Origin of the sequence: Streptomyces olivaceus (assembly GCF_000721235.1) — a bacterium.
In the GTDB taxonomy this organism is placed as follows: Bacteria; Actinomycetota; Actinomycetes; order Streptomycetales; family Streptomycetaceae; genus Streptomyces; species Streptomyces olivaceus.
Genome location: NZ_JOFH01000025.1, coordinates 80,014 through 102,918, shown reverse-complemented (window position 1 = coordinate 102,918; position 22,905 = coordinate 80,014). Strand labels below are relative to the sequence as shown.

General features: G+C 71.0%; 22 protein-coding genes and 1 pseudogene. 9 read left to right on the top strand and 14 right to left on the bottom strand.

Annotation, left to right across the window (positions count from 1 at the left end):
* Together IG94_RS42940 and IG94_RS0126210 are read right to left on the bottom strand one after the other, a co-directional pair.
* Positions 1-306, bottom strand: a pseudogene (locus tag IG94_RS42940) (hypothetical protein); the annotation flags it as partial.
* Between the two features lie 216 nt (positions 307-522).
* Complete coding sequence (locus tag IG94_RS0126210; protein WP_031042066.1) at positions 523-1,905, bottom strand: glycine--tRNA ligase; 1,383 nt, start codon at positions 1,903-1,905, stop codon at positions 523-525.
* Between the two features lie 181 nt (positions 1,906-2,086).
* Between IG94_RS0126210 and IG94_RS0126205 the strand changes: the two genes are divergently transcribed.
* The 4 genes from IG94_RS0126205 to IG94_RS0126190 all read left to right on the top strand — a co-directional run bounded on the left by IG94_RS0126205 (position 2,087) and on the right by IG94_RS0126190 (position 5,319).
* Positions 2,087-3,094, top strand: coding sequence for a zinc ABC transporter substrate-binding protein (locus IG94_RS0126205; RefSeq protein ID WP_031042062.1), 1,008 nt, complete (start codon positions 2,087-2,089; stop codon positions 3,092-3,094).
* Between the two features lie 59 nt (positions 3,095-3,153).
* Positions 3,154-3,924: a metal ABC transporter ATP-binding protein gene (locus tag IG94_RS0126200; RefSeq protein WP_031042060.1), complete on the top strand. Its 771-nt coding sequence runs from the start codon at positions 3,154-3,156 to the stop codon at positions 3,922-3,924.
* A gap of 10 nt (positions 3,925-3,934) precedes the next feature.
* Entirely contained in the window at positions 3,935-4,837 is a 903-nt protein-coding gene (locus IG94_RS0126195; protein ID WP_031042057.1) for a metal ABC transporter permease, read from the top strand.
* 62 nt (positions 4,838-4,899) lie between these two features.
* Complete coding sequence (locus tag IG94_RS0126190; RefSeq protein WP_031042053.1) at positions 4,900-5,319, top strand: Fur family transcriptional regulator; 420 nt, start codon at positions 4,900-4,902, stop codon at positions 5,317-5,319.
* A gap of 79 nt (positions 5,320-5,398) precedes the next feature.
* On the opposite strand, the gene IG94_RS0126185 is transcribed toward IG94_RS0126190, so the two are convergent.
* The 4 genes from IG94_RS0126185 to IG94_RS43665 form a co-directional block, all read right to left on the bottom strand.
* Complete coding sequence (locus IG94_RS0126185) at positions 5,399-6,229, bottom strand: isoprenyl transferase (RefSeq protein ID WP_031042050.1); 831 nt, start codon at positions 6,227-6,229, stop codon at positions 5,399-5,401.
* Between the two features lie 67 nt (positions 6,230-6,296).
* Positions 6,297-7,046, bottom strand: coding sequence for a DNA repair protein RecO (gene recO, locus IG94_RS0126180; RefSeq protein WP_031042048.1), 750 nt, complete (start codon positions 7,044-7,046; stop codon positions 6,297-6,299).
* Positions 7,047-7,068: 22 nt separating this feature from the next.
* On the bottom strand, positions 7,069-7,290 hold the full coding sequence (locus IG94_RS0126175) for a hypothetical protein (protein WP_031042046.1): 222 nt from the start codon (positions 7,288-7,290) through the stop codon (positions 7,069-7,071).
* Positions 7,287-7,493 carry a hypothetical protein gene (locus tag IG94_RS43665; RefSeq protein ID WP_078535860.1) on the bottom strand — a complete coding sequence of 69 codons (207 nt, stop codon included), beginning with the start codon at positions 7,491-7,493 and terminating at the stop codon, positions 7,287-7,289. Before IG94_RS43665 ends, IG94_RS0126175 begins: the two co-directional genes overlap by 4 nt.
* Positions 7,494-7,608: 115 nt before the next feature.
* Here IG94_RS43665 and IG94_RS0126170 point away from each other — a divergent pair, with 115 nt between their 5' ends.
* The 3 genes from IG94_RS0126170 (at position 7,609) to IG94_RS0126160 (ending at position 11,110) form a co-directional block, all read left to right on the top strand.
* The gene (locus IG94_RS0126170; RefSeq protein WP_031042044.1) at positions 7,609-8,439 is read left to right on the top strand and encodes a helix-turn-helix domain-containing protein; all 831 of its coding nucleotides are present in this window, start codon (positions 7,609-7,611) and stop codon (positions 8,437-8,439) included.
* Positions 8,421-8,654 (top strand): DUF397 domain-containing protein, encoded by a 234-nt coding sequence (locus IG94_RS0126165; protein ID WP_031042042.1) that lies wholly within the window; start codon positions 8,421-8,423, stop codon positions 8,652-8,654. The genes IG94_RS0126170 and IG94_RS0126165 overlap by 19 nt, the downstream gene beginning before the upstream one ends.
* 950 nt (positions 8,655-9,604) lie before the next feature.
* Positions 9,605-11,110 carry an alpha/beta hydrolase gene (locus IG94_RS0126160; protein ID WP_031042039.1) on the top strand — a complete coding sequence of 502 codons (1,506 nt, stop codon included), beginning with the start codon at positions 9,605-9,607 and terminating at the stop codon, positions 11,108-11,110.
* An 81-nt stretch (positions 11,111-11,191) separates the two neighbouring features.
* Here IG94_RS0126160 and IG94_RS0126155 read toward each other — a convergent pair whose 3' ends face one another.
* From IG94_RS0126155 to IG94_RS0126130, 6 genes are all read right to left on the bottom strand, one after another.
* Positions 11,192-12,361, bottom strand: a complete 1,170-nt coding sequence (locus IG94_RS0126155) for a hypothetical protein (RefSeq protein ID WP_031042024.1) — start codon at positions 12,359-12,361, stop codon at positions 11,192-11,194.
* A gap of 76 nt (positions 12,362-12,437) precedes the next feature.
* Positions 12,438-13,418, bottom strand: a complete 981-nt coding sequence (locus tag IG94_RS0126150; RefSeq protein WP_031042021.1) for an SCO2521 family protein — start codon at positions 13,416-13,418, stop codon at positions 12,438-12,440.
* A 1-nt stretch (position 13,419) separates the two neighbouring features.
* A complete protein-coding gene (locus IG94_RS0126145) occupies positions 13,420-14,388 on the bottom strand; it encodes an SCO2522 family protein (protein ID WP_031042016.1) in 969 nt (322 codons plus the stop codon).
* Positions 14,385-15,302: an SCO2523 family variant P-loop protein gene (locus IG94_RS0126140; RefSeq protein ID WP_031042012.1), complete on the bottom strand. Its 918-nt coding sequence runs from the start codon at positions 15,300-15,302 to the stop codon at positions 14,385-14,387. Before IG94_RS0126140 ends, IG94_RS0126145 begins: the two co-directional genes overlap by 4 nt.
* A 2-nt stretch (positions 15,303-15,304) precedes the next feature.
* Positions 15,305-17,149 (bottom strand): SCO2524 family protein, encoded by a 1,845-nt coding sequence (locus IG94_RS0126135; protein ID WP_031042009.1) that lies wholly within the window; start codon positions 17,147-17,149, stop codon positions 15,305-15,307.
* Between the two features lie 83 nt (positions 17,150-17,232).
* Positions 17,233-18,009: an SCO2525 family SAM-dependent methyltransferase gene (locus tag IG94_RS0126130; protein ID WP_031042006.1), complete on the bottom strand. Its 777-nt coding sequence runs from the start codon at positions 18,007-18,009 to the stop codon at positions 17,233-17,235.
* Positions 18,010-18,261: 252 nt separating this feature from the next.
* On the opposite strand from IG94_RS0126130, the gene IG94_RS0126125 reads away from it, so the two are divergent.
* Positions 18,262-18,810, top strand: coding sequence for a GNAT family N-acetyltransferase (locus tag IG94_RS0126125; protein WP_031042002.1), 549 nt, complete (start codon positions 18,262-18,264; stop codon positions 18,808-18,810).
* Positions 18,811-18,868: 58 nt separating this feature from the next.
* Here the strand turns inward: IG94_RS0126125 and IG94_RS0126120 are convergent, their stop codons facing one another.
* A complete protein-coding gene (locus IG94_RS0126120) occupies positions 18,869-19,564 on the bottom strand; it encodes a TerB family tellurite resistance protein (protein WP_031041999.1) in 696 nt (231 codons plus the stop codon).
* Positions 19,565-19,748: 184 nt separating this feature from the next.
* Complete coding sequence (gene leuA / locus IG94_RS0126115) at positions 19,749-21,470, bottom strand: 2-isopropylmalate synthase (protein WP_031041996.1); 1,722 nt, start codon at positions 21,468-21,470, stop codon at positions 19,749-19,751.
* 360 nt (positions 21,471-21,830) lie between these two features.
* On the opposite strand from leuA, the gene IG94_RS0126110 reads away from it, so the two are divergent.
* Positions 21,831-22,901: a M4 family metallopeptidase gene (locus tag IG94_RS0126110; RefSeq protein ID WP_031041993.1), complete on the top strand. Its 1,071-nt coding sequence runs from the start codon at positions 21,831-21,833 to the stop codon at positions 22,899-22,901.
* Positions 22,902-22,905: the final 4 nt, after the last annotated feature.

The following is a 22,905-nucleotide window of genomic DNA, read 5'->3' as shown; positions in this document are numbered from 1 at the left end:
CTGCCCCTCTCCCTCTTCCTGCCCCTGCCCCTGCCCCTGCCCCTGCCCCTGCCCCCGAGGCTGCGTCAGCCAGGCCACTGCCGCTCCGGTGGCCGCGACGGGCCACTCCACCAGCCCGGCGACCCCCAGCACCCCGGCCCCCGTGTAGACGAGCACGCGCCGCCCGCGCGGCGACACCGCCCCGATCCTGTCCAACGCGCCCTCGGCGGCCCTGCCGACCGTCCCGGCGCCCGGCACCTTCCGCAACGCGGAGGCGGCCGCGTGCAACGGCCTCGGGAGCGTCTGCGCCGACTTCTGCTCAGCCATGACTGTTCGTCCTCGCCCTGTCCGTGCGTGGAAACCCTGGGGATATCACCTTCCGCAAAGCGGTGGGTTTCCGCACCTCGGGAGGCGTCCGCAGGCCCCGTGAAACGCCGAACGCCCACCCCTCACCCGACCGAGTCGGGCGGTGGGTGGGCGTGGGCCCGGGGGTCCAGGGGGCAGCGCCCCCTGGTACCTCAGCGAGAAGAAGCGATCAGCAGATCAGCACCCCACCAGCCGGGAGGCGAGGTACCCCTCGATCTGGTCCAGCGACACCCGCTCCTGCTTCATGGTGTCCCGCTCCCGCACGGTCACCGCGTTGTCCTCAAGGGTGTCGAAGTCGACCGTGACGCAGAACGGCGTACCGATCTCGTCCTGGCGCCGGTACCGTCGCCCGATCGCACCGGCGTCGTCGAAGTCGATGTTCCAGTTCTGCCGCAGCGCCTGCGCGAGCCCCTTCGCCTTCGGCGACAGCTCGGGGTTGCGGGACAGCGGCAGCACCGCGACCTTCACCGGCGCGAGGCGGTGGTCGAGCCGCAGCACCGTGCGCTTCTCCAGCTTGCCCTTGGCGTTCGGCGCCTCGTCCTCGATGTACGCGTCGAGCAGGAAGGCGAGCATCGCGCGCCCGACACCGGCCGCCGGCTCGATGACGTACGGCGTCCAGCGCTCGCCGGCCTCCTGGTCGAAGTAGGAGAGGTCCTGGCCGGAGGCCTTGGCGTGCGAGGAGAGGTCGTAGTCGGTCCGGTTGGCGACACCCTCCAGCTCGCCCCACTCGCTGCCGCCGAACGAGAAGCGGTACTCGATGTCCGCGGTGCGCTTGGAGTAGTGGGAGAGCTTCTCCGCCGGGTGCTCGTACCAGCGCATGTTCTCCTCACGGAGACCCAGGCCGGTGTACCAGTTCCAGCGCTGCTCCATCCAGTACTCCTGCCACTTCTCGTCCTCGCCCGGCTTGACGAAGAACTCCATCTCCATCTGCTCGAACTCGCGGGTGCGGAAGATGAAGTTGCCGGGCGTGATCTCGTTGCGGAAGGACTTGCCCATCTGCGCGATGCCGAACGGCGGCTTGCGGCGCGAAGTGGTCTGCACCTGGGCGAAGTTGGTGAAGATGCCCTGCGCGGTCTCGGGCCGCAGGTAGGCGACGGAGCCGCTGTCCTGGGTCGGGCCGAGGTGGGTGGAGAGCAGGCCGGAGAAGGACTTCGGCTCGGTAAAGGTGCCCTTGTTGCCGCAGTTGGGGCAGTTGAGGTCGGCGAGGCCGTTCTCGGGGGCGCGGCCCTTCTTCTCCTCGTACGCCTCCTCCAGGTGGTCCGCGCGGAACCGCTTGTGGCAGGAGGTGCACTCGGTCAGCGGGTCCGTGAAGGTGGCGACGTGACCGGAGGCCACCCAGACCTCGGGGGCCAGGATCACGGAGGAGTCGAGACCGACGACGTCCTCGCGCGAGGTGACCATGTAGCGCCACCACTGGCGCTTCAGGTTCTCCTTGAGCTCGACACCCAGCGGGCCGTAGTCCCAGGCGGCGCGCTGACCGCCGTAGATCTCACTGCAGGGGAATACGAAGCCACGGCGCTTGCTCAGGCTGACGATGGTGTCGATCTTGTCGGCGGCCACGGTGCTCTCTTCATTACGACGACGGGCGACGAAGCGAGTTGCTTCCAGAGAATGCTTCAGGTTACCGGCGTGGGTGACCCCACAGCCAAATCGGGGGGCCGCCCCGGAGCCGCTCCCGGGCCGTTCACGTCACACCCGCGATTGTTGACAACGGTTTCCATATTTGTTGAAAATGGGTGTCATGAACGTACGACGACGCCGCATATCCGGCATAGCAGTCACCGCGGCCACCGCGATCGGCCTCGGCACCCTCTCCGCCTGCTCCAGCGACAGTTCGGCAGCGGGCAACACGGACAAGTTCGACGTCGTCGCGTCGTTCTACCCCATGCAGTATCTCGCCGAGCAGATCGGCGGGGACCACGTGAACGTCACCTCGCTCACCGAGCCCGGCCAGGAGCCGCACGACCTGGAGCTGAGCGCCAAGCAGACCGCGCAGATGGGCGAGGCGGACGCGGTGCTCTACCTGAAGTCCCTCCAGCCCGCCGTGGACGAGGCCGTCGCCCAGTCCGACGTGAAGACCAAGATCGACGCGGCCGGCCTGACCAAGCTCGAGGACCACGGCAACGTGGAGCACGACCACGACCACGGCGGCGAGGAGCACGCAGAAGGCGAGCACGCCGAAGAGGACGCGCACGCCGAGGAGGAGCACGCCGAGGAGGGCGAGCACGCCCTCGACCCGCACGTCTGGCTGGACCCGGTGAAGTTCGCCGAGATCGCCGAGGGCGTCGCCAAGTCCTTCGAGAAGGCCGACCCCGACCACGCGGACGACTACCGCAAGAACGCCGACGCGCTGGCGAAGAAGCTGGGCGGTCTGGACACGGCGTACAAGGACGGCCTGAAGAGCACCGACACCAAGGTCTTCTTCACCAACCACGCCGCCTTCGGCTACCTCGCCGAGCGCTACGGGCTCACCCAGGAGGCCATCAACGGCCTCGACCCGGAGAGCGAGCCCAGCCCCGCCCGGATCAAGGAGCTCCAGACCGAGGCCAAGGCCGACGGCGTCACCACCGTCTTCTACGAGACACTGGTCTCCGACAAGACCGCGAAGACCCTCGCCAAGGACGCGGGCCTGAAGACGGACGTCCTGGACCCGCTCGAAGGCATCACCGACAAGTCCAAGGGCGACGACTACCTCGCGGTCATGGAGTCCAACCTCAAGGCGCTGGAGACCGCCCTAGGCGCCAAGTAAGCAGCACGACCGTCAAGCAGTACGACGGTCAGGCAGCACGACCGTTACGGAGGGACCTCGTGAGCGACGAGTCCGTCATATCCCTGCGCGGCGTCCGCGCCGAACTGGGCTCACGCCCCGTCCTGCGCGGCATCGACCTCACCGTGCGGCGCGGCGAGGTCGTCGCGCTGCTCGGCGCCAACGGCTCCGGCAAGTCCACGGCCGTGCGCACCGTCATCGGCCAGGTGCCGGTGACGGACGGCGAGATCGAGCTGTTCGGCACCCCGCGGCGCCGCTTCCGCGACTGGTCGCGCCTGGGCTACGTCCCGCAGCGCACCACGGCCGCGGGCGGCGTCCCCGCCACGGTGACCGAGGTCGTCTCCTCCGGGCGCCTGTCCCGGGCCCGCTTCGGCGTGCTGCGCAAGGCGGACCACGAGGCCGTGCGCCGCGCCCTCGGCCTGGTCGGCATGGCGGACCGCGCCAAGGACTCCGTGAACGCCCTCTCCGGCGGGCAGCACCAGCGGGTGCTGATCGCCCGCGCGCTCGCCTCCGTACCCGAACTGCTGATCATGGACGAGCCGATGGCGGGCGTCGACCTGGCCAGCCAGAAGGTACTGGCCGACACCCTGCGCGAGCAGGTCGCGGCCGGCACCACCGTCCTGCTCGTCCTGCACGAGCTGGGCCCCCTGGAGCCGCTGATCGACCGGGCCGTGGTGCTCCGCGACGGCTGCGTCCTGCACGACGGCCCGCCGCCGAAGGCGGTCGGCCAGCACGCGCTGCCCGGCCACGACCACGTGCACCCGCACGCGCCCGCGGACGCCGAACCGGTCCGCACCGGACTGCTGAGCTGAGAAGGCCCCCATGGAAATCCTGAACTACGCCTTCATGCAGCGGGCCCTGCTCGCCGCCGTCCTGGTCGGCATCACCGCCCCGGCGATCGGCATCTACCTGGTCCAGCGCCGCCAGGCCCTCATGGGCGACGGCATCGGCCACGTGGCGATGACCGGCGTCGGCCTCGGCTTCCTGCTCTCCTGGTCCCCGGTGTGGATGGCGACCCTGGTCTCCGTGCTCGGCGCGGTCCTCATGGAGCTGATCCGCTGGTACGGCAAGACGCGCGGCGACATCGCCCTCGCGATGCTCTTCTACGGCGGCATGGCCGGCGGCGTGATGTTCATCAACCTCGCGCCGGGCGGCTCCAACGCCAACCTCACCTCGTACCTCTTCGGCTCCCTCTCGACGGTCTCCGAGTCCGACGTCACCGCGATCTGCGTGCTGGCCGCCTTCGTGGTCCTGGTCACCGTGGGCCTGCGCCGCCAGTTGTTCGCGGTCAGCCAGGACGAGGAGTTCGCCCGGGTCACCGGCCTGCCGGTGCGGGTGCTGAACCTGCTGACGGCCGTCACGGCGGCGGTCACCGTGACGGTCGCGATGCGCGTCGTCGGACTGCTGCTCGTGTCGGCGCTGATGGTCGTCCCGGTGGCCGCCGCGCAGCAGCTCAGCCGCAGCTTCGCCGCCACCTTCGCGATCTCCGTCGCGATCGGCGTCGGCGTGACGCTCGGCGGCACGGTGACGTCGTACTACCAGGACGTGCCGCCCGGCGCGACGATCGTGCTGCTCACCATCGGCGCGTTCATCCTGCTGTCGCTGCTGGCGACACCGCTGGCCCGCCGACGCGCGCGGGCACTCGCCGCGGCGGAGCACGCCTCCGATCCGGCGGAATGCAAGATTCCGACCGCCCGGGAGCCCCGGGACGAGGTCGGCGTCTGACCGCGGGCGAACCGGGCTGGCACAATGGCCCGGCAAGCCGCGTAGACGTGAGGAGGAATCCAGTGACCACCGCTGGACCGCCCGTGAAGGGCCGCAGCACCCGGCAGCGGGCCGCCGTGTCGGCGGCTCTCCAGGAGGCCGAGGAGTTCCGCAGCGCACAGGAACTCCACGACATGCTCAAGCACAAGGGCGACTCGGTCGGGCTCACCACGGTCTACCGCACCCTGCAGTCCCTCGCCGACGCGGGCGAGGTCGACGTCCTGCGCACCGCCGACGGCGAGTCCGTCTACCGCCGCTGCTCCACCGGCGACCATCACCACCACCTGGTCTGCCGCACCTGCGGCAAGGCGGTCGAGGTCGAGGGCCCCGCCGTCGAGAAGTGGGCCGAGGCCATCGCCGCCGAGCACGGCTACGTCAACGTGGCGCACACGGTAGAGGTCTTCGGCACCTGCGCGGACTGCGCGAGCGCCTCCGCCGGCTGACCGCGCCGGGGCCGGGACCGAATCCCGGGCCCCGGGCCCCCTCGTCGAGCCTCCTCGTCGGCCCCCCTCGTCCGCCGGACTACTCGGTGCGGCCCTCCATGGCGAGCAGCTCCTCGTTCGGGATGGCGCCGCCGAAACGGCGGTCGCGGGAGGCGAACTCCAGGCACGCGCGCCACAGGTCGCGCCGGTCGAAGTCCGGCCACAGCACGTCCTGGAAGACCATCTCGGCGTACGCGCTCTGCCAGAGCAGGTAGTTCGACGTCCGCTGCTCCCCGCTCGGCCGCAGGAACACGTCCACGTCCGGCATGTCCGGGTAGTACAGGTACTTCGCGAGCGTCTTCTCGTTCACCTTCGACGGGTCGAGCTTCCCGGCCCGCACGTCCTCGGCGAGGGCCTGCGCCGCGTCGGCGATCTCGGCCCGCCCGCCGTAGTTCATGCAGAAGTACAGCGTGAGCCGGTCGTTCTCCTTGGTCTGCTCCTGCGCGACCTGCAGCTCCTTGGCCACCGACTTCCACAGCCTGGGCATCCGCCCCGCCCAGCGCACCCGCACCCCGAGCTGGTCGAGGGTGTCACGGGACTTGCGGATGAAGTCGCGGTTGAAGTTCATCAGGAAGCGCACCTCCTCCGGGGAGCGCTTCCAGTTCTCGGTGGAGAAGGCGTACAGGGAGATGTTGCCGACGCCCATCTCGATCGCGCCCTGCAGGACGTCCATGACCTGCTCGGCCCCGACCTTGTGCCCCTCGGTCCGCGGCAGCCCGCGCTCCTTGGCCCAGCGCCCGTTGCCGTCCATGACGATCGCCACGTGCTGCGGCACCAGCTCGCCGAGGGACGGGGGCCGCGCGCCGGACGGGTGCGGCTCCGGCGTCCTGTACTCCCGGCGCTGCCGCCCCAGAATCCCGCGTACGGCCATGTCTCTCTCGTCTCCTCGTTCTCTACTACGGCTCGTGTTGCTGCTACTCGTGCTGCTACTCGTACTGCTACGACTTCTCGACGTACCGCAGGGAACGCAGACCGCGCTCCAGGTGCCAGTGCAGGTACGCGGACACCAGCCCGCTGCCCTCCCGCACGTACCGCGACTCGCACGCGTCCGCCGTGCCCCAGTCTCCCGTGAGCAGCGCCCCGAGCAGTTCCAGGGCCTGCGGCGAGGGTACGACGCTGCCGGGCACCCGGCAGTCCCCGCACACGGAGCCGCCCGACCCGACCGAGAAGAACCGGTTCGGACCGGGCATGCCGCACTTCGCGCAGTCCCCGAAGGTCGGCGCGTAGCCGTTGACGGCGAGGGAACGCAGCAGGAACGCGTCCAGGACGAGATTCGGCGCGTGCTCGCCCCGGGCGAGGGTGCGCAGCCCGCCGACCAGGAGCAGGTACTGCTGCACCGCCGGCTCGCCCTCGTGGTCCGTGAACCGCTCGGCCGTCTCCAGCATGGCGGTGCCCGACGTGTACCGGGCGTAGTCCGTCACGATCCCGCCGCCGTACGGCGCGATCGTCTCGCTCTGCGTGCACAGCGGCAGGCGGCGCCCGACCAGCTCGCTGCCCTTCGAGAAGAACTGCACGTCCACGTGGGAGAACGGCTCCAGCCGGGCCCCGAACTTCGACTTCGTGCGCCGCACCCCGCGCGCCACGGCGCGTACCCGCCCGTGACCGCGCGTGAGCAGCGTGATGATCCGGTCCGCCTCACCCAGCTTCTGGGTGCGCAGCACGATGCCGTCGTCGCGGAACAGACTCATGCCGCCCATTCTCGCGCATGCCTCAGGGCACCTCGCCCCGGCTCCGCGCGTTCGCGTACGCCGTCGCCGCGCTGAGCCGCTCGGCCAGGGTGGCGTGGCGTACGGCACCCGGCTCGGCGTCCCACTCCCGCCCGCCGCCGTACGGCCGCATCTGCACGTACGGCCCCTCGTGCCCTATGACGACGCCCACACGTCCGCTGCGGGTGTCCACGGCGTACGTCCCGACGGGCGGCGTCGTCATCATCGCAGCGCCGCCGCGAGTCGCTGTGCGGTCTCCACGGAACACCGCCCCAATTCGACGAGTGGGCAGGGGGCCTCCCGCGCAAGACTCACCGGGTCGAGACCGAGTGAGGGCAGAGTAATTCCTGCCTCCGTGAGCGCCGCGCGCAATTCTTTCACCGTGTCCTCCGCTCCTTCGACGCAGAGCGCCGAGTGTCGTGCTCCCACCGTGTTCCCTTCTCTTTACGGTTTCACTCTTCGTGTCCCCAGAATGCCGCTCCGTGTCTACACTCGGCAGGAGTACGTGCACTACAAGTGCGGGTCAGTGCATGGGGGGTTGGTTATGGCCAATGGTTCACGGCAAGCGGCGTGGGAGTTCTTCGGAACTGAACTAAAACGGCGACGGGAGGACGCCGGAATCACCCAAGTAGAGCTGGGCTCACGGGTTTTCGTGTCCGGGGGCTACATCGGCCAGTTCGAACAGGCAATTCGCAAGCCACAGTTGGATGTGGCCCAACGGATCGACGACGCACTGCAAACCGACGGTATTTTCGAGCGGTTGTGCCGCAAGCTGATTGACGATCCCCGGTATGCGGATTACTTCGCGGGGGTGGTGGAGCTGGAACGGCTCGCTACGGCGGTCTACGACTTCGAACCGACCGTGGTGCCAGGGCTCGTACAGACACCTGCCTATGCGAGGGCTCTTACCCTTGCCACGCATCCGTTCGCAACAGATGAGTTCGTTGGGGACAGGGTCACGGCACGCGTGGAGCGGTCAAGGATCCTCGCGGACGCTACACGGCCCGTGTATTGGGTAGTGGTGCACGAGACGGTGCTCCGCGTGCCTGTCGGCAACGCTGCCGTGACGGCTGAAGCGCTGGAGCACATGGCCACGCTGGCCCGCGAACGGAAAGTGCTGTTGCAGGTGTTCCCGTTCGCGGCAGGCGCGCCTGCCAACAGCGGGTCGCTGCGGCTCATGGAGTTCGAGGACGCTCCACCGACCGCCTATACAGAAACGTCGTTTTCGGGGAGCCTGCTGGACGATCCGGCAGTGGTGCAGCGTGCGCGCCGAGCCTACGATCTGATCAGGGGCGCCGCACTGTCGCCGGAGGCGTCCCTCGCCCTGATCCGATCGGCGGCTGAGGACTTCAGACGATGCATGAGTACGACCTGAGCGACGCCCGCTGGCGCAAAAGCACGTACAGCAACGGCGACGGAGGCAACTGCCTCGAAGTCACCGACGGAGTCCCCGGTGTCGTACCCGTCCGGGACAGCAAAGTGACCGGTGGACCGGTGGTCGTCGTCGGGGCGTTGGCCTGGACGGAGTTCGTACGCACCGTTGGGGCCGCCCGCTTCCCTGCCAGGGTCGTGCTTCCGCGATCCGAGTAAAGGGCGCTGCGCGTCGCCTTCGGCGATGGCCCTCCGGGCCACCCTTGACTCGGCTCGCTCCAGCACGGGGAAGAAGCGCGCGGACGGCCCGGAAAGACGGGTGGCCGACCGGGGCTCGCGAGCATCCGCCCGCTACTCCGCCCCCGGCGCCGACGGACGCACTCGCGCCTCGCATGCACGCCGCCACGGCTCAGCGACTGACGGGCGGTAGATGGCGCGGGACGCGCATCGGCTTCGGTGGGGGCACGCCGGGTCGTCTCGGCGACCGCACCCCGGATGAGGTCGGGTCCAAGGGCCACGAAGCACCCGCGCGCGAGACGATGAACCGTGGACGGTCGACGGACCGTAGGCGGTGGGCGGTGGGCGTGGGCGGGCCGTAAGCGGTGGGCGTGGGCGGTGATTGGACACTTTGGCCCGCCCCCCGAGACGAGAGAGCCCTTAGCTTCCAAGGGTGGCTGCTGAGTGGGTGGGCCAAAGTGTCCAATCACCCTCCCCACCCCTCACCCGCACCCCGACCACCCGCACCCTCCCCACTCACCGGCCCCCCTCACCGGCCGTCAGCCGCTGAGCCGTGGCGGCGTGCATGCGAGGCGCGGGCGCGCGGCCCTGGCGCCGGGGGCTGGGGAACCGGCGTAAGGGACCGGCGCGGCTGGGCCCCCGTTTTCCCCGGGCCGCCCGCACGCTTCTCACCCGGGCTGGAGCGGGCCGGGTCAAGGGTGGCCCGGAGGGCCATCGGCGCAGCCGACGCGCAGCGCCCTTGACGCGGGTCGCGGAAGCACGACACTGGCAAAGAAGCGGGCGGCCCCACGGCCACTCCTCCAGCGGGCGTTCCGTCGACCCACGCCGCCAACCAACGCCCCTGCCTGACACGGCGCACTGGGGCAAACCCCCGTAGGCATCCGGCCGTTGCCCGGATGGGGCGGCCCCCGGCACTCCACAAGACTCTTCGCATGACGCAACGCAAGCGAAGCAGAACCGTCCGCAACGCCGCCGTCGTCGGCGTGTCCACCGCCCTCCTCGGCATCACCGCGCCGGTGACCGCGACCGCCTCAGCAGCGGAGCCGAGTACGCCCGGCCCGCTCACCTGGTCCGCCTGCGAAGGGGCCGGCCTCGACCCCCGGCAGGAGTGCGCCACCCTCGAAGTCCCCATGGACTACGCCGATCCCGGCGGCCCCCTCATCGAGATGGCCGTCTCGCGCATCCGGAGCGAGAAGCCCGGCGCCCGGCGCGGGGCCCTGCTGCTGATCCCCGGCGGGCCGGGCGGGTCGAGTCTGGGCGACCCCTCGGGGAAGGGGCAGAAGCTCCCCCAGCAGGTCCGCGACACCCACGACCTCATCGGGTTCGCGCCGCGCGGGCTCGCCCCGTCCACCCCCGTCGACTGCGGCCTTGAGTACGGCGATCTCGCCACCTCCAAGGTCCGCCCCTGGCCCGCGCCGGACGGTTCGATCGACGGAAACCTCGACACCGCCCGGCGCATGGCCGACGCCTGTGCCGCCAACGGCGGTGAGCTGATCCGGCACCTCGGTACCGCCAACGAGGCCCGGGACATCGACCGGCTCCGGGCCGCACTGGGCGAGGAGAAGATCTCCGCGTGGGGCGTGTCGTACGGGACGTACGTCGGGGCCGTGTACGCCCAGTTGTTCCCGCGGCGCACCGACCGGATCGTGCTGGACAGCAACGACGACCCGGACCACACACGCGTGGCGCGGGCCTGGCTGGCGGGGCACGAGCAGGGTGTGGAGGACGTCTTCCCGGAGTTCGCCGCCTGGGCCTCGGAGCCCGGCAACCCCGACCGCGTCGCACGCCGGGCGGCCGACGTGCGGCCGCTGTTCCTGCGGCTGGCGGCACGGCTCGACCGGGAGCCGATCCCGTGGCCGGGAGCCAACCCGGAGGAGCTGAACGGCAACGTGCTGCGCCAGACCATGCTGGACAGCCTCTACTCCCCCGACGACTTCCCGGCGCTCGCGAAGCTGATGCGGGCCGCCCTGCGGGGCACGGTGCCGCCCGCGCCCGAGGCGCCGCCGGAGGAGGTGCTGCAGAACGTCACCGCGGTCGGGGCGGGCGTGCTGTGCAACGACGTCGCCATGCCCCGTACGGCCGCCGAGTACCGCGAGGACGTCGCGGAGAGCCGCGCCGCGTACCCCCTCACGGCGGGCATGCCGCGCAACGCGATGCTGTGCGCCGCCTGGCCGTACCCGCCGCGCGAGGCGCCGGTGCGGATCACGGACCGGGGGCCGTCCAACGTGCTGCTGGTGCAGAACAGGCGGGACGTCGCCACTCCGCTCAACGGCGCCCGGAAGCTGCGGGAAGCCCTCGGCCGGCGCGCCGTCATGGTGACCGTCGACTCCACCGGCCACGACGCCTACCTGGCCAACGGCAACGCCTGCGGCGACGCCACGGTCTCCCGGTTCCTGGCGACCGGGCAGCGGCCGGACGCGGACGTCTCCTGCCACTGAAGCCCCTGCCGCCAGGGCATACGCTGCGAACGGCCGCGATTCCTGCTCTACGCCGGCGCGCCGACGGTCAGGGGGCAGGGGTCAGGCCCGGTCCACCATCCAGTTGCCGTCCTCCTCGTCGTCGACCCGGACCTCCAGTTCGCGCAGGCCCATGCCCGCGTCCCAGAGTTCCCTGAAGCGCTTCAGCCGGTCGCGCACGTAGTCCTGGCGGGCGGTGAGCCGGGTGCGGACGTTGACGTCGCGCAGGTCCTGCTCGATCTCGAACGACACCTCCTCGTCGTAGAGGATGAAGTCGTTGGTGGTGCCGCGCTGGAGGTGCGGGGGCAGTTCGGGCAGGACGGCGGCGCGTACGTCGATGCGGCGTAACTCCTGCTCCTCGCAGAGGCGCAGCAGCCGGTCGTCGAGTTCGCGGGCGCTCTCCAGGAGGAACAGGCGGCGCACCGTGACGCCCTGTTCGTCGATGGCGGCCTGCTGGGCGTCGAGGTAGCGGCCGGCGGGCTCGCTGCTCCAGAACTCCCGGTCGACGGAGGTGCTGGTGGCGAGGATGGACTGCTCGGCGGCGCGGGTCAGGGTGAGCATCCAGTCGTGGTTCTCGCCGGGGCACTCGGCGCTCAGGTTGGTGAGGTCCGCCATGTGACCTATCACCCGGGACATCTCCAGGTGCACGAAGGTGTGCAGGATGGACGGGCTCGGCAGCAGGACGTCGGCGAAGCCCACCGCCAGGTCCGGCAGCCGGTCGATGCGGACCGGGTCGAGGCGTGCCCCGGCGGACTCGGCCGTGTGCTGGTCGGCCTGGGTGACATGCGTCTCGACCAGCTGCTTGACGTCCTCGGTGTGCCGGGTCAGGCCGGTCTTCAGCTCATCGTCGTGCCGCGTCAGGCCGTCGCGTACGGCGGTGGTGTGCTCGGCCAGGACGCTCTCCACCCGGCGGGTGTGCTCCTCGACGCTGCGGGTGTGCTCCTCCAGGCGCGCGTGGTCGAGCCGTACGTCGTCCAGCCGCGCCTGGTCCCGCGGGGCCAGGCCCAGGACGTACTGGACGGCCACCGCGGCGCCGGCGCAGAGCACGGCGGACACGAACTGCCGCAGCGTGCCGTCGTCCGGGCTCAGCAGCGCCGTCACGCTCCAGAAGAGGGCGCCGACGACCAGGGCGACCAGGAGCATGCGCGCCCAGGGGGACTCCCCCTTCAGGTCGACCGGGCCGGGTGTGCGGGGTGTGTCGTCGTCGGGTCGGGATGACTGTGCCGTGCTCATCTCGCTTCTCCCCCCGTTGGGATGTGCGTCGGGTCGGGGTGCGGTGCGGGGATGTGCGTGTCGGGCGGCGGCTCGGTCAGGGAGCCGGTTCCGCCTCCCGGTGGACTGCTTGGACGGTGTGCAGGGTGAGCTGGTCGCGGATGCGCTGCACCATGGCCTGCCACTGCCGGGTGAAGCCGGGGCGCTCCTCCAGCGGGGCCCACAGCGGGGCCAGTTCGCGGCTGACCCGGGCGCCCGGCATCCACAGGTGGAGCAGGTGGTCGACGGCCGGGCGCAGGGCCCGGACGGCGGCCCCGGGGTCCTCGGCGGCGGTGGCGCCCAGGCGGACGCCGTCGAGCATGCGGACGACGGTGGTCAGCAGCCAGTCGTGCAGCGCGAGGTCGTCGCAGAGGGTGGCGAGGTCGGTGGCGGCGGTGTCCTCGGGCACGCGCAGGCGCACGGTGCGCAGTTCGTCCTCGGCGAGCGTGAACCGTTCCAGCGAGGGGCCCTCGCCCGGGGCCGCGGGCAGGGCCGCCCAGCGCAGCCGGGTGGGGCGGGAGCGGAAGGGCGCGCGCTGGTCGAGCAGGGGGTGGCGCAGCAGCCGGGTGAGCAGTCCGTCGGCGATCAGGCCGACGTCCAGGTCGCCGCGGCGGGGTCCGTCGAGGACGCCCCGGGCGACGGCCTCGTGGGGGAGCTTGCCGAGCGGTTCGACGACTCCGGGGCGTACCAGGTACTCGCCCCAGGGGCGGCGCTGGTCGGGGCCGGTGGCGGGCAGGCTGCAGTGGGCGGAGGTCTGCAGGACGCGGCCCTCGGTGAGCGCGGCGTGGGCGGTGACGGTGCCGACGGCGCGGATCCGGGCGCCGTTGGCGCTGGGCAGCGGGCAGTCGACGCCGGTGAGGGTGGCGGGGGAACGCGCGTAGAGGCCGGGGCGTTCGGAGAGCAGGACGCGTTCGTCGGCGCGCAGGGCGAGGAGCCCGGCGGCGGAGCGGATGTCGAGGGCCTGCCGGGCGGGCAGCAGGGTGGTGCGGACCTCGCCGCAGGCGAGGACGGCGCGCGGGGTGCTCTGCCGCGGCGCCATGTCAGAGCCCCGCGTAGTACACGTAGGAGAGGCGGTCGGCGACCGAGGCCGGGACGGCTGTGCGCTCCTTGCCCGAGCGGTCGGCGACCTGGGCCAGCGCTCCCGGGTCGACCTCGATCTGGTCGAGGATGACGCGGACCGCGTGCTCGACGGGAAGGAACCGGGTGGGCAGGACGGAGCAGGTGCGGTAGGCGGCGAAGGGGTCGGCGCGGTCGTTCAGCTTCAGCAGGGTGGGCAGGTCGTCCCACCGGTCGGGGAAACCCGTGCCGGGGGTGTGCGGCTGCGGGGTGAGGACGGCCTCGCCCTCGTTGCGCAGGAGCCCGAGGCGGGCGAGCTGCCAGACGGCGGCGAGGAAGGGGCAGGACCAGGTGCGCTGCCCGTCGGCGTCGTCGTTCCAGAGTTCGACGTCGAGGAAGACGGAGTGGCGGCGGGCCGCGGTCTCGTGCGGGGGCTGCCAGGGGACGGCCCGCTTCATGGCCTGCGGGGCGCGGGGGACGGGGCTGCGTTCGCCGTTGGCGAGCCAGCCGGTCTGGGCGGCGGGCGGGCGTAACCCGTGGCTGCCGGGCGGCGGGGACTCGACGATGCGGGCGGCCACCGCCTCGGCGACGGGGACCTTGCCGGTGACGGCGCAGCCGGACTCGCGGGCCAGGTAGTCGATGCCCAGTCCGGCCCGCTCGGCCTCCGCGAGGAGCATCGGGACGACCTCGGCCGGCGTGGAGAAGCGGGTGAAGTAGTCGTCGACGAGGAAGCAGGTGCTGACCCGGGCCCGCTTGCCGCCGGCCCGGACGGTGGCGGCGGTGCGGGCCGCCTCCACCCAGGGGCGTACTTCGGCGAAGTGGGCGCGCAGGCGCTCGGGACCGGCCTCGAAGTCCTCCATGTAGAGGTGGCCCAGCTCCACGGAGAGGTGGGCCAGCGGCACCGACTGGGTGCGGGGCTCGGCGGCGGTCTCGCGGAACACGGACTCCGTCACAGCCGCCCCCAGTGGGTGTCGTCCGTCAGGCGCCGGGCGATCTCCTCCAGCGCCTCCAGGGTCTCCTTGTTGGCTATCTGGGTGGAGAGGACGTCTTCCTCGGTGATCAGCTGCTCCTGCCACTGGAGGATGGGCTCCAGCGGCACGATGCCGAGGACGACGCTGTCGCCGATGCGGTGATCGGCGGCGAGCCGGCGCAGCGCCTCGTCGCAGGCCTGCATCCAGGTGGCCTGGGCGGACGAGACCTGGGGCCCCGAGGGCGCCTCCGGGTCGGGGACGGCGGCCCGGACGAAGCGGATCGCGGCGCGCAGGGCGTCCTCGTCGTGGCCGCGTTCGACGCCCCCGCGGAGGATGCCGTGCTCGGCGTGGACGAGTCCGGAGGCGGCGATCACGTGCTGGCGCGTCCAGCGGTGGAAGACCAGCCAGCGGAAGGGCAGGGCGCGCATCCGGGGGTGCGCGGTGGCGGCGAGGACCATGTCGACGGCGTAGCTGCGGCCGGCGCTGAGGTCGACGAAGATCACGTCGAACTCGGAGTTGAGCCTCAGCAGCAGGTCGACGCAGCGCTCCAGCGCCTCCTCGCCGGTGGCGAACTCCCCGCCGCCGATGTCGCCGGGGAAGAGCACCAGGCGGCCGGACTGGTTGGGGCGGGTGCGCAGCAGGGGGTGCTCGGTCTGCCGCCAGACGTCGATCCGGACCGGTTCGGCGGTCTCGCCCTCCAGGTAGGAGTGGAGGCCGTGTTCCTTGGCGCCGCGCATGGCGCCGGGCACGTCGAAGACGGCGGCGGCGGTGGGCGAGCCGAAGTCGAAGTCGACGTAGGCCACGTGGTCACCGGTGAGGGCGCGCTGGTAGGCCAGGTTGGCGCTGGTCACCGAGCGCCCGGTGCCTCCTTTGTCGGAGGCGGCGAAGACCAGCACCGTCACACCTCCTGGGAGGCGGCGCCCCTGGCCTGGGCCAGGGTGTCGAGTTCCTGGAGCACGGGCAGGGCCAGTGCGAACGCGGTCGCGGGCCGGTCGTCGACCAGGTTGCGGGCGTGGTCGAGGCGGCTCTCGATGCTCCGCATGGCCCGGGCTCTGCTCCCGTCGGCGGCGGCCGACGCCTCCAGCTGCTCCTTGCCGAACAGGTGGGTGGCCTCACTGAGCAGCTCCCGGGCCAGCTCGGCCAGTTCGGGGCTGCGGATGGGCTGCTGTTCGTAGAGGATGCGGGCGGCGACGAGGCATTCGGTGACGCGCTCGGTGATGCTCCAGGACAGGCGGTTCCCGACGTTCTTCGCGTCCGGGTAGACGGCCTGGATGTTGTCCCAGAGGCCGGCGCCCTCGTCCTCGTCGATGCGCCGTTTCCACAGGTGCTCGAAGGACTGCTCGGCGAGGCGCAGCAGCCGGTCCTGGGCGCCGATGTTCCGGGAGAGCTCGGCGAGCTGGATGATGCGTTTGAGGAGCTGGGCGGAGAAGTCGGTCATCCGCCACAGGAGTTGGCCGCCGGCCCGCTCGGACCCGGCGAGCGGCATGGTGACGCCGGGGGTGTGCAGCCGGAGGGTCGTGTCTCTCCTGGTCATGCGGCTGGTGACCCTGCCCCGGTCGGCGAGGCGCTCCATGATGGCGACGGTGCGGGTGAGGTCGTCGTCGGTCGCCTTCCGGCGGACCAGGTCGTGCACGAGGATGGCGGCGACGGTCAGCGAGAAGTACTCGGACTCCAGGCGCAGACCGGTGGTCTGCCAGGGCAGGTCCTCCAGGGGCCAGCGGTCGGCGCCGAAGCGGGCGACCGCGGACCAGTACTGCTGGCTCAGCTCCCAGCGCAGCCGCAGCATCTCGGCGAGCTTCTGCTGGTCGGCGTCGAGCAGGCCGAGGGTGAGGGTGCGGTCGGAGAACAGGTCCTGGATGCCGTCGAGGGCGGTGACGGTGAAGTACACGTAGGGCAGCCGGTCGGCGATGCCGTCGGGCTGGCCGGGGACCGCGACGCTGAGGTCGGTGATCTCCGGGGCGTCCTTGACGATGCCCCAGGCCCAGCCGCACTCGAAGAGCTGGCTCTCGTCGCGGATGCCCTCGTCGACCTGGATGCCCCGGGAGAGGCTCTCGATGATGGTGGCGCGCAGCGGGCGCAGCCGGCGGGAGAACTGCTGGAGGACGATGCGGTCGGACTGCCCGCCCTGGCCGATGACCTGGATGAGCCGCTTGCCCTGCTCGGACTCGGCGTCGAAGACGTTCACGGTGAAGGAGCGCAGCAGGCTGATCATCGCGGCGGTCAGCCGGGCGTTGGTGGCCTCCCGCAGTTCGGCGACGGCCTTCAGGACCTCGGGGCGGGTCGTGGTGCCCTCGTAGACCTTGAGGAATCCGAGGGTGGCCAGGCACAGGGTGACGGACATGGAGTAGGAGTCGACGACGCCGAGCTGGCGCTGTTCGTGACTGACCGTGCCGTCGGGTTCGGCGGGGCGGAAGTAGTGGCCGCCGGAGAAGGTGGGGCTGTCGTCCGTGCCGGTGTGGGTGCGCATGAACTGGGTCAGCGCGGCGATCAGGTTGGGCGGGATCTCCAGCCTGCTGCCGACCCGTTCGAGAGCGCGCAGGACGTCGCGTTCGGTGGTGTCGGGCTGGTCGAGGCGGAAGGCGGGCACCTCGGTGGCCGGATAGAGGATGCAGAGCAGGCGTTCGGCGTCGGCGACGCTGCTCAGCCCGTCGGTGTCCCCCCGGACGAGCTTGCCGTCGTCGAACGAATGACGGGCCATGGCCTGCCAGATGTCCAGCAGGTGCTGGCGTGGCTTGATCTGCATCCCCGCACCCCTCGTACAGATCCCGTCGCCCCGTGCAGGGCGGTGTCCCCGTAGTGCATTCCCCGTTGTGCATGTCCCCGTTCCTAGGGGGCGGCAACCTCCGTATTGCGCCGGCCCAGGGCGAGGAGCATGCCCTCGTGCCCCGGCCGCACCGAGTGGTGCAGGTCGTGGATCTCCAGCTCCCCGGTGAAGGGTTCCAGGCTCTGTGCGACCGTCGCCTCGTTGACCCGGTAGGCCGGGTAGTCGTGGTCGCCGACGCGGTACCCGACGGACTCCTTCATGAAGGCGGCGGCGAACGGCGCTCCCCCGGCGAGCGCGCCCATGAAGCAGCGCACGCCGCGGTGGAACTCCTCGGGCGCCTCGGACATGGAGTCGGCGACGAAGAACATGGTCCCCAGGTCCCAGCGCCGGGTGCCGCCCTCCAGGTCGAAGAGGCTGCCCTGCTCCACGCGGGTGACCTCGCCGATCCGGTCCCTGGGCCGGTCGACGGCGCCGTAGGCGGGCGCCTCGCGCAGCACGTCCCAGAAGGGGTCCCAGGCGATGTCGTACCCCGCCGGGGAGACCTGCTTCTCCAGGTACTCGACGTTCGGCGGGGCGAACTCCAGCAGGAGCAGCTTCTCGCACCAGGGCAGCATGGACAGGGCCGGGTACAGGTTCGCACCGGCGCCGACGTCGACGCCGCGCACCGAGCGCGGGGCGGCTCCGTCGAAGCAGCGGGTGAAGTAGTCACGCATCAACCGGACGATCAGCAGGTCGACTTCGAGCGGCGTCCGGTAGTTGTCGTCGACGTACACCTCTGGATCGAACTTCGACCAAGGCGCGTCGGCGTTGCGATCCATAGTCACCTTGCCACGTTCCATTCGAATTTGGACAAATCCCCAGCACTGTTCACGGTAAGTGACAACGCGACTTCACAACAGCGGGGGAATCCGCCATCCTCATCCGCCCGGCGCACGTCGGGCGCATGGTCGCACACCCTAACTCGCCCTTGCATGAGCCAAGTTGGACGCTCACTCTAGCCAGAAGCAGACACTGGCCGCCACATGAGTCCTCACTCCTTCGGGTGGGCGGCCGGGGTGCCCGTGATTGACGCCGTCCGACCAGGGGGTTGCATGACCGCCGAACCGCTGGAACGTTCCCTCGACCACCACGACCAGCTCACGCACCTCGACTCCCCACCGGACGACCAGCCACTGGACCTGCGCCCGGCAAGGGAGTCGGACCTGCCGGAACTGCGGCGGCTGGACGAGGAGGTCTTCCAGGACTTCGCCTATCCCGGATTCCTGCTCCGCCAGCTCTTCGACATGTACGAGGAGCACTTCCTGGTCCTCGACGACGGCACGGGCCGGCTGCGCGGATACGTGCTGGCCGCCACCCGCACGCTCGGCGCGGACAGCTGGGTGCTCGGCCTGTGCGTGACGCCGGACCGGCGCCGCCACGGGCTGGGCCGGGAGTTGATGCGGGAGGTGCTGGCCCGGTTGCGCCGGGACGGCATCCAGGTGGTCCGCCTCACGGTGGAGCCCGCCAATCTCGCCGCCATCTTCCTCTACCGCTCCCTGGGCTTCCGCCCGGAGGAGCCCGACGGGGGTCTGCGTCCGGACTACTTCGGTCCGGGCATGCACCGCCAGATCATGCGCCTCGACCTGCCCGGGAGCTTATGACCCGACCACCCGCCCGGAAACCCGCGAGCCGGGCACGGGCAGTCGCCTCCCGCAGGCGCTAGGACGGCGTGCCGGCCGACTCCAGGAGCCGGGTGACGTCGTCGGAGCAGATGGTCAGGGCCGCGCCGACGGTGGCCAGGGCGTCCCGCTCGGCCGGTGTGTAGGGGCCGTCGGCCAGGGCGATGCGGGCACCCTGGAGCAGGATCGACTCACGGCCCGCGGCGGCGAGGTGCGGGGCCAGCGGGTCCAGCGCCTCGTGCAGCTCTATCGCCAGGCCGGGCACGCACGGTTCGCCACGGACCCGGCCGGTGTCCGCCTCCAGCGCCTCGACGAGCGCGTCCAGCTGGTCCTCGGTGCAGTCCTCGAAGCCGGCCGCGCGCACCGCGACCGTCGCCGTCTCCAGGGACGTGCGGGAGCAGGTGCCGCCGGCCGTCAGAACCGCGAGGGCGACGGTGTGGACGGCGTCGCGGAGCATCGCGGAGAAGCGGGTGGTGGTCGGGTGGTCGAGGACATCCGTGCCGTAGTGGCGGCGGCAGGCCGCACACTCGACGGTCGGCGCCGACTCGCCGCGCGACAGCACGGGCACGCCGAGCACGGTGAACCGCCTGCGGCCGGTGAGCCGCGCGTAGTTGCGGTCGCCGCCGCAGCCGGGGCAGAAGAACTCGCCGTCGCCCACGGGCGTCCACGCGGTACGGGTGCCCAGGATGCTCGGCAGCCGGGCAACTCGGCCGTATCGTCCCCGTCCAGGCAGCACGTCCCACCTCCGTAACGGCGCGACAGCATCGTCGCGCTGGCGTGATGTTAGCCACATCACCCATGCGGAGTCAGTACCCAGGACGAGACCTTTCCGTGACCATCACGGATATATGGCCGGTATATGACGGGGTCCCACCCGCCATTTTCCGGCGAGCGGGACCTCAAACCGCCGATTCGGCTGGTCAGCGAGTTGCGCGGTTGACGGCGGAGACGACCGCCTTCAGCGAGGCGCGCGTGGTGTTCGCGTCGATTCCGATGCCCCACAGAACCTTGTCGCCGATGGCGCACTCGATGTAGGAGGCGGCCTGCGCGGAGGCGCCCTCGCTCATCGTGTGCTCCTGGTAGTCCAGCAGCCGTACGTCGATGCCGACGCCCTGCAGCGCGTGGAAGAACGCCGAGATCGGTCCGTTGCCGGAGCCGACCAGGGTGGTCTCCCCGCCGTCGACCGTCGCCTCGACGGTGAGGGTGTCGACGCCGTCGCGGTCGGTGGTGGACTGCCCGTTGGCCACCTGGATGCGGCCCCAGGGGTTGTCCGGGTTGGGCAGGTACTCGTCCTGGAAGACGTCCCAGATCGCGGCCGGCGTGATCTCGCCGCCCTCGGCGTCCGTCTTGGCCTGGATGGTCTTCGAGAACTCGATCTGCATCCGGCGCGGCAGGTCCAGGCTGTGGTCGTTCTTCAGGACGTACGCGATGCCGCCCTTGCCGGACTGCGAGTTGACGCGGATGACGGCCTCGTAGGAGCGGCCGACGTCCTTCGGGTCGATCGGCAGGTACGGGACGGCCCACTCGATGTCGTCGACGGTGACGCCCTTGGCGGCCGCGTCGGCCTCCATCGCGTCGAAGCCCTTCTTGATGGCGTCCTGGTGGGAGCCGGAGAAGGACGTGTAGACCAGGTCGCCCACGTACGGGTGGCGCGGGTGGACGTCCATCTGGTTGCAGTACTCCCACGTGCGACGGATCTCGTCGATGCCGGAGAAGTCGATCTGCGGGTCGACGCCCTGGGAGAACAGGTTCATGCCCAGGGTGACCAGGTCGACGTTGCCGGTCCGCTCGCCCTGCCCGAACAGGCAGCCCTCGATGCGGTCGGCGCCGGCCATCAGCGCCAGCTCGGCCGCGGCCACCGCCGTACCGCGGTCGTTGTGCGGGTGGACGGACAGGCAGACGTGCTCGCGGCGGGACAGGTTGCGGCCCATCCACTCGAAGCGGTCGGCGTGCGTGGACGGCGTCGAACGCTCCACGGTGGCGGGCAGGTTGAGGATGATCTCGCGGCCGGGACCGGGCTGGTAGGTGTCCATCACCGCCTCGCAGACCTCCAGGGCGAAGTCCAGCTCGGTGTCGGTGAAGATCTCCGGCGAGTACTGGTAGCCGAACTCCGTCTCGGGGCCCAGCAGCTTCTCGGCGTACTCCATGACCAGCCGGGTGCCGTCGACGGCGATCTGCTTGATGTCGTCCTTGGAGCCGCGGAAGACGACCCGGCGGAAGACCGGGGCGGTGGCGTTGTACAGGTGGACGGTGGCCCGCCTGGCGCCCTTCAGGGACTCCACCGTGCGCTCGATCAGGTCCTCGCGGCCCTGGGTCAGCACGGAGATCGTGACGTCGTCCGGGATGGCGTCCGGGTCCTCGATGATGGAGCGTACGAAGTCGAAGTCGGTCTGGCCGGAGGCCGGGAAGCCGACCTCGATCTCCTTGTAGCCCATCGTGACCAGCAGATCGAACATGGCGCGCTTGCGGACGGGCGACATGGGGTCGATCAGGGCCTGGTTGCCGTCGCGCAGGTCGGTGGAGAGCCAGCGGGGTGCGGTGGTGATCCGCTGCTGGGGCCAGGTGCGGTCGGGGATGTCGACCTGCTCGTAGCCGCGGTACTTGGCGATCGGCATGGGGCTGGGCTGCTGGCGGTTGGCCATGATGGCGTGGGCTCCTCGTGATGTCCGCGGCGTCAGCCGGTGACAGTGGTGTCCGCGACGTCCGCGTGTCCGGAAGGACGGCCGACGGCACCACCAAGCTCCGCGGGGAGGGAGTCGGCCTCTACAGGCCCTCGCCGCGGCAGCTAAGGAGAAGCAGCCCGAATCGCATGGTGCTCAGCACCCTAGCCGAGTCACGCGGGTCACGCGGGTCCGTCCCAGTATGCGGGACCGGAGGCACAACCCGGGCAAAACGTGCTCCATACCACTGGCGGGCGACCGGAGGACAGACCCGTGAACCGCAATTCCCTCATCATGGTTGCAAGTAGTGACAGTCCGATCACGCAGTGCAATCGTGGAGGCATGACGACTCTCGGGGGCTTCGAGCCCGTCTTCTGCACCATCGTGCCGCCGCACGTCCTCGACAAACTCGCCCGGAACGCGGACCCCGTCCGCGCCGACCGCGCCCGCCGCACCATCCAGCGCGACGCCGCCGAGCGCACCCGCCGCGGCCTGACGACGGTCGCCGGCGCTCCGGCCGTCGCCGCGCGCGCCGGCGCCGAGCCCGGCAAGCCGCACCGCACGGTCTACGACGCCAGGGGCGGCACCGACCTGCCCGGCACCAAGGTGCGCGGCGAGGGCGAGGAGCCCGGCCAGGACGCCACCGTGAACCGCGCCTGCGCGGGACTGGGCGCCACCTTCGAGCACTACCTCAAGGTGTACGGGCGCGACTCCATCGACGGCGCCGGCCTGCCGCTGGACGCGACCGTGCACTACGACCGCGAGTACAACAACGCGTTCTGGAACGGCGAGCAGATGGTCTTCGGCGACGGCGACGGCGAGGTCTTCCTCGACTTCACCAACTCCCTGGACGTCATCGGCCACGAGCTGACCCACGGCGTCACCCAGCACACCGCCAACCTGACCTACTACGGCCAGCCCGGCGCCCTCAACGAGTCGGTGTCCGACGTCTTCGGCACCCTCGTCCGGCAGTACGCGCAGGGGCAGAGCGCCGCCGAGGCCGACTGGCTGATCGGCGCCGAACTGCTCGGTCCGGACGTGACGGGCACGGCCCTGCGCTCCATGAAGGCACCGGGCACGGCGTACGACGACGACGTGCTCGGCAAGGACCCGCAGCCCGCGACGATGGACGACTACGTGCGCACCGGCCGGGACAACGGCGGCGTCCACATCAACTCCGGCATCCCCAACCACGCCTTCTACCTGCTCGCCACCGAGCTGGGCGGAAACGCCTGGGAACGGGCCGGGCTGATCTGGTACGACGTGCTGACCGGCGGCGAGCTGGCCCAGGACGCGTCGTTCACGGACTTCGCCAAGCTGACCTCGAAGGCTGCGCGGGAGCGCTTCGGCGACGCGGCGGAGCTGGAGGCGGTGGACAAGGCCTGGGAGCAGGTCGGGGTGCGCACGGCGTAGTTCC

Coding starts and splice junctions, on each gene's coding strand:
- IG94_RS0126205 (WP_031042062.1), top strand. CDS start 2,087: ATGAACGTACGACGACGCCGCATATCCGGCATAGCAGTCACCGCGGCC.
- IG94_RS0126195 (WP_031042057.1), top strand. CDS start 3,935: ATGGAAATCCTGAACTACGCCTTCATGCAGCGGGCCCTGCTCGCCGCC.
- IG94_RS0126185 (WP_031042050.1), bottom strand. CDS start 6,229: ATGGCCGTACGCGGGATTCTGGGGCGGCAGCGCCGGGAGTACAGGACG.
- recO (WP_031042048.1), bottom strand. CDS start 7,046: ATGAGTCTGTTCCGCGACGACGGCATCGTGCTGCGCACCCAGAAGCTG.
- IG94_RS0126175 (WP_031042046.1), bottom strand. CDS start 7,290: ATGATGACGACGCCGCCCGTCGGGACGTACGCCGTGGACACCCGCAGC.
- IG94_RS0126170 (WP_031042044.1), top strand. CDS start 7,609: ATGGCCAATGGTTCACGGCAAGCGGCGTGGGAGTTCTTCGGAACTGAA.
- IG94_RS0126165 (WP_031042042.1), top strand. CDS start 8,421: ATGCATGAGTACGACCTGAGCGACGCCCGCTGGCGCAAAAGCACGTAC.
- IG94_RS0126160 (WP_031042039.1), top strand. CDS start 9,605: ATGACGCAACGCAAGCGAAGCAGAACCGTCCGCAACGCCGCCGTCGTC.
- IG94_RS0126155 (WP_031042024.1), bottom strand. CDS start 12,361: ATGAGCACGGCACAGTCATCCCGACCCGACGACGACACACCCCGCACA.
- IG94_RS0126150 (WP_031042021.1), bottom strand. CDS start 13,418: ATGGCGCCGCGGCAGAGCACCCCGCGCGCCGTCCTCGCCTGCGGCGAG.
- IG94_RS0126135 (WP_031042009.1), bottom strand. CDS start 17,149: ATGCAGATCAAGCCACGCCAGCACCTGCTGGACATCTGGCAGGCCATG.
- IG94_RS0126130 (WP_031042006.1), bottom strand. CDS start 18,009: ATGGAACGTGGCAAGGTGACTATGGATCGCAACGCCGACGCGCCTTGG.
- IG94_RS0126125 (WP_031042002.1), top strand. CDS start 18,262: ATGACCGCCGAACCGCTGGAACGTTCCCTCGACCACCACGACCAGCTC.
- leuA (WP_031041996.1), bottom strand. CDS start 21,470: ATGGCCAACCGCCAGCAGCCCAGCCCCATGCCGATCGCCAAGTACCGC.
- IG94_RS0126110 (WP_031041993.1), top strand. CDS start 21,831: ATGACGACTCTCGGGGGCTTCGAGCCCGTCTTCTGCACCATCGTGCCG.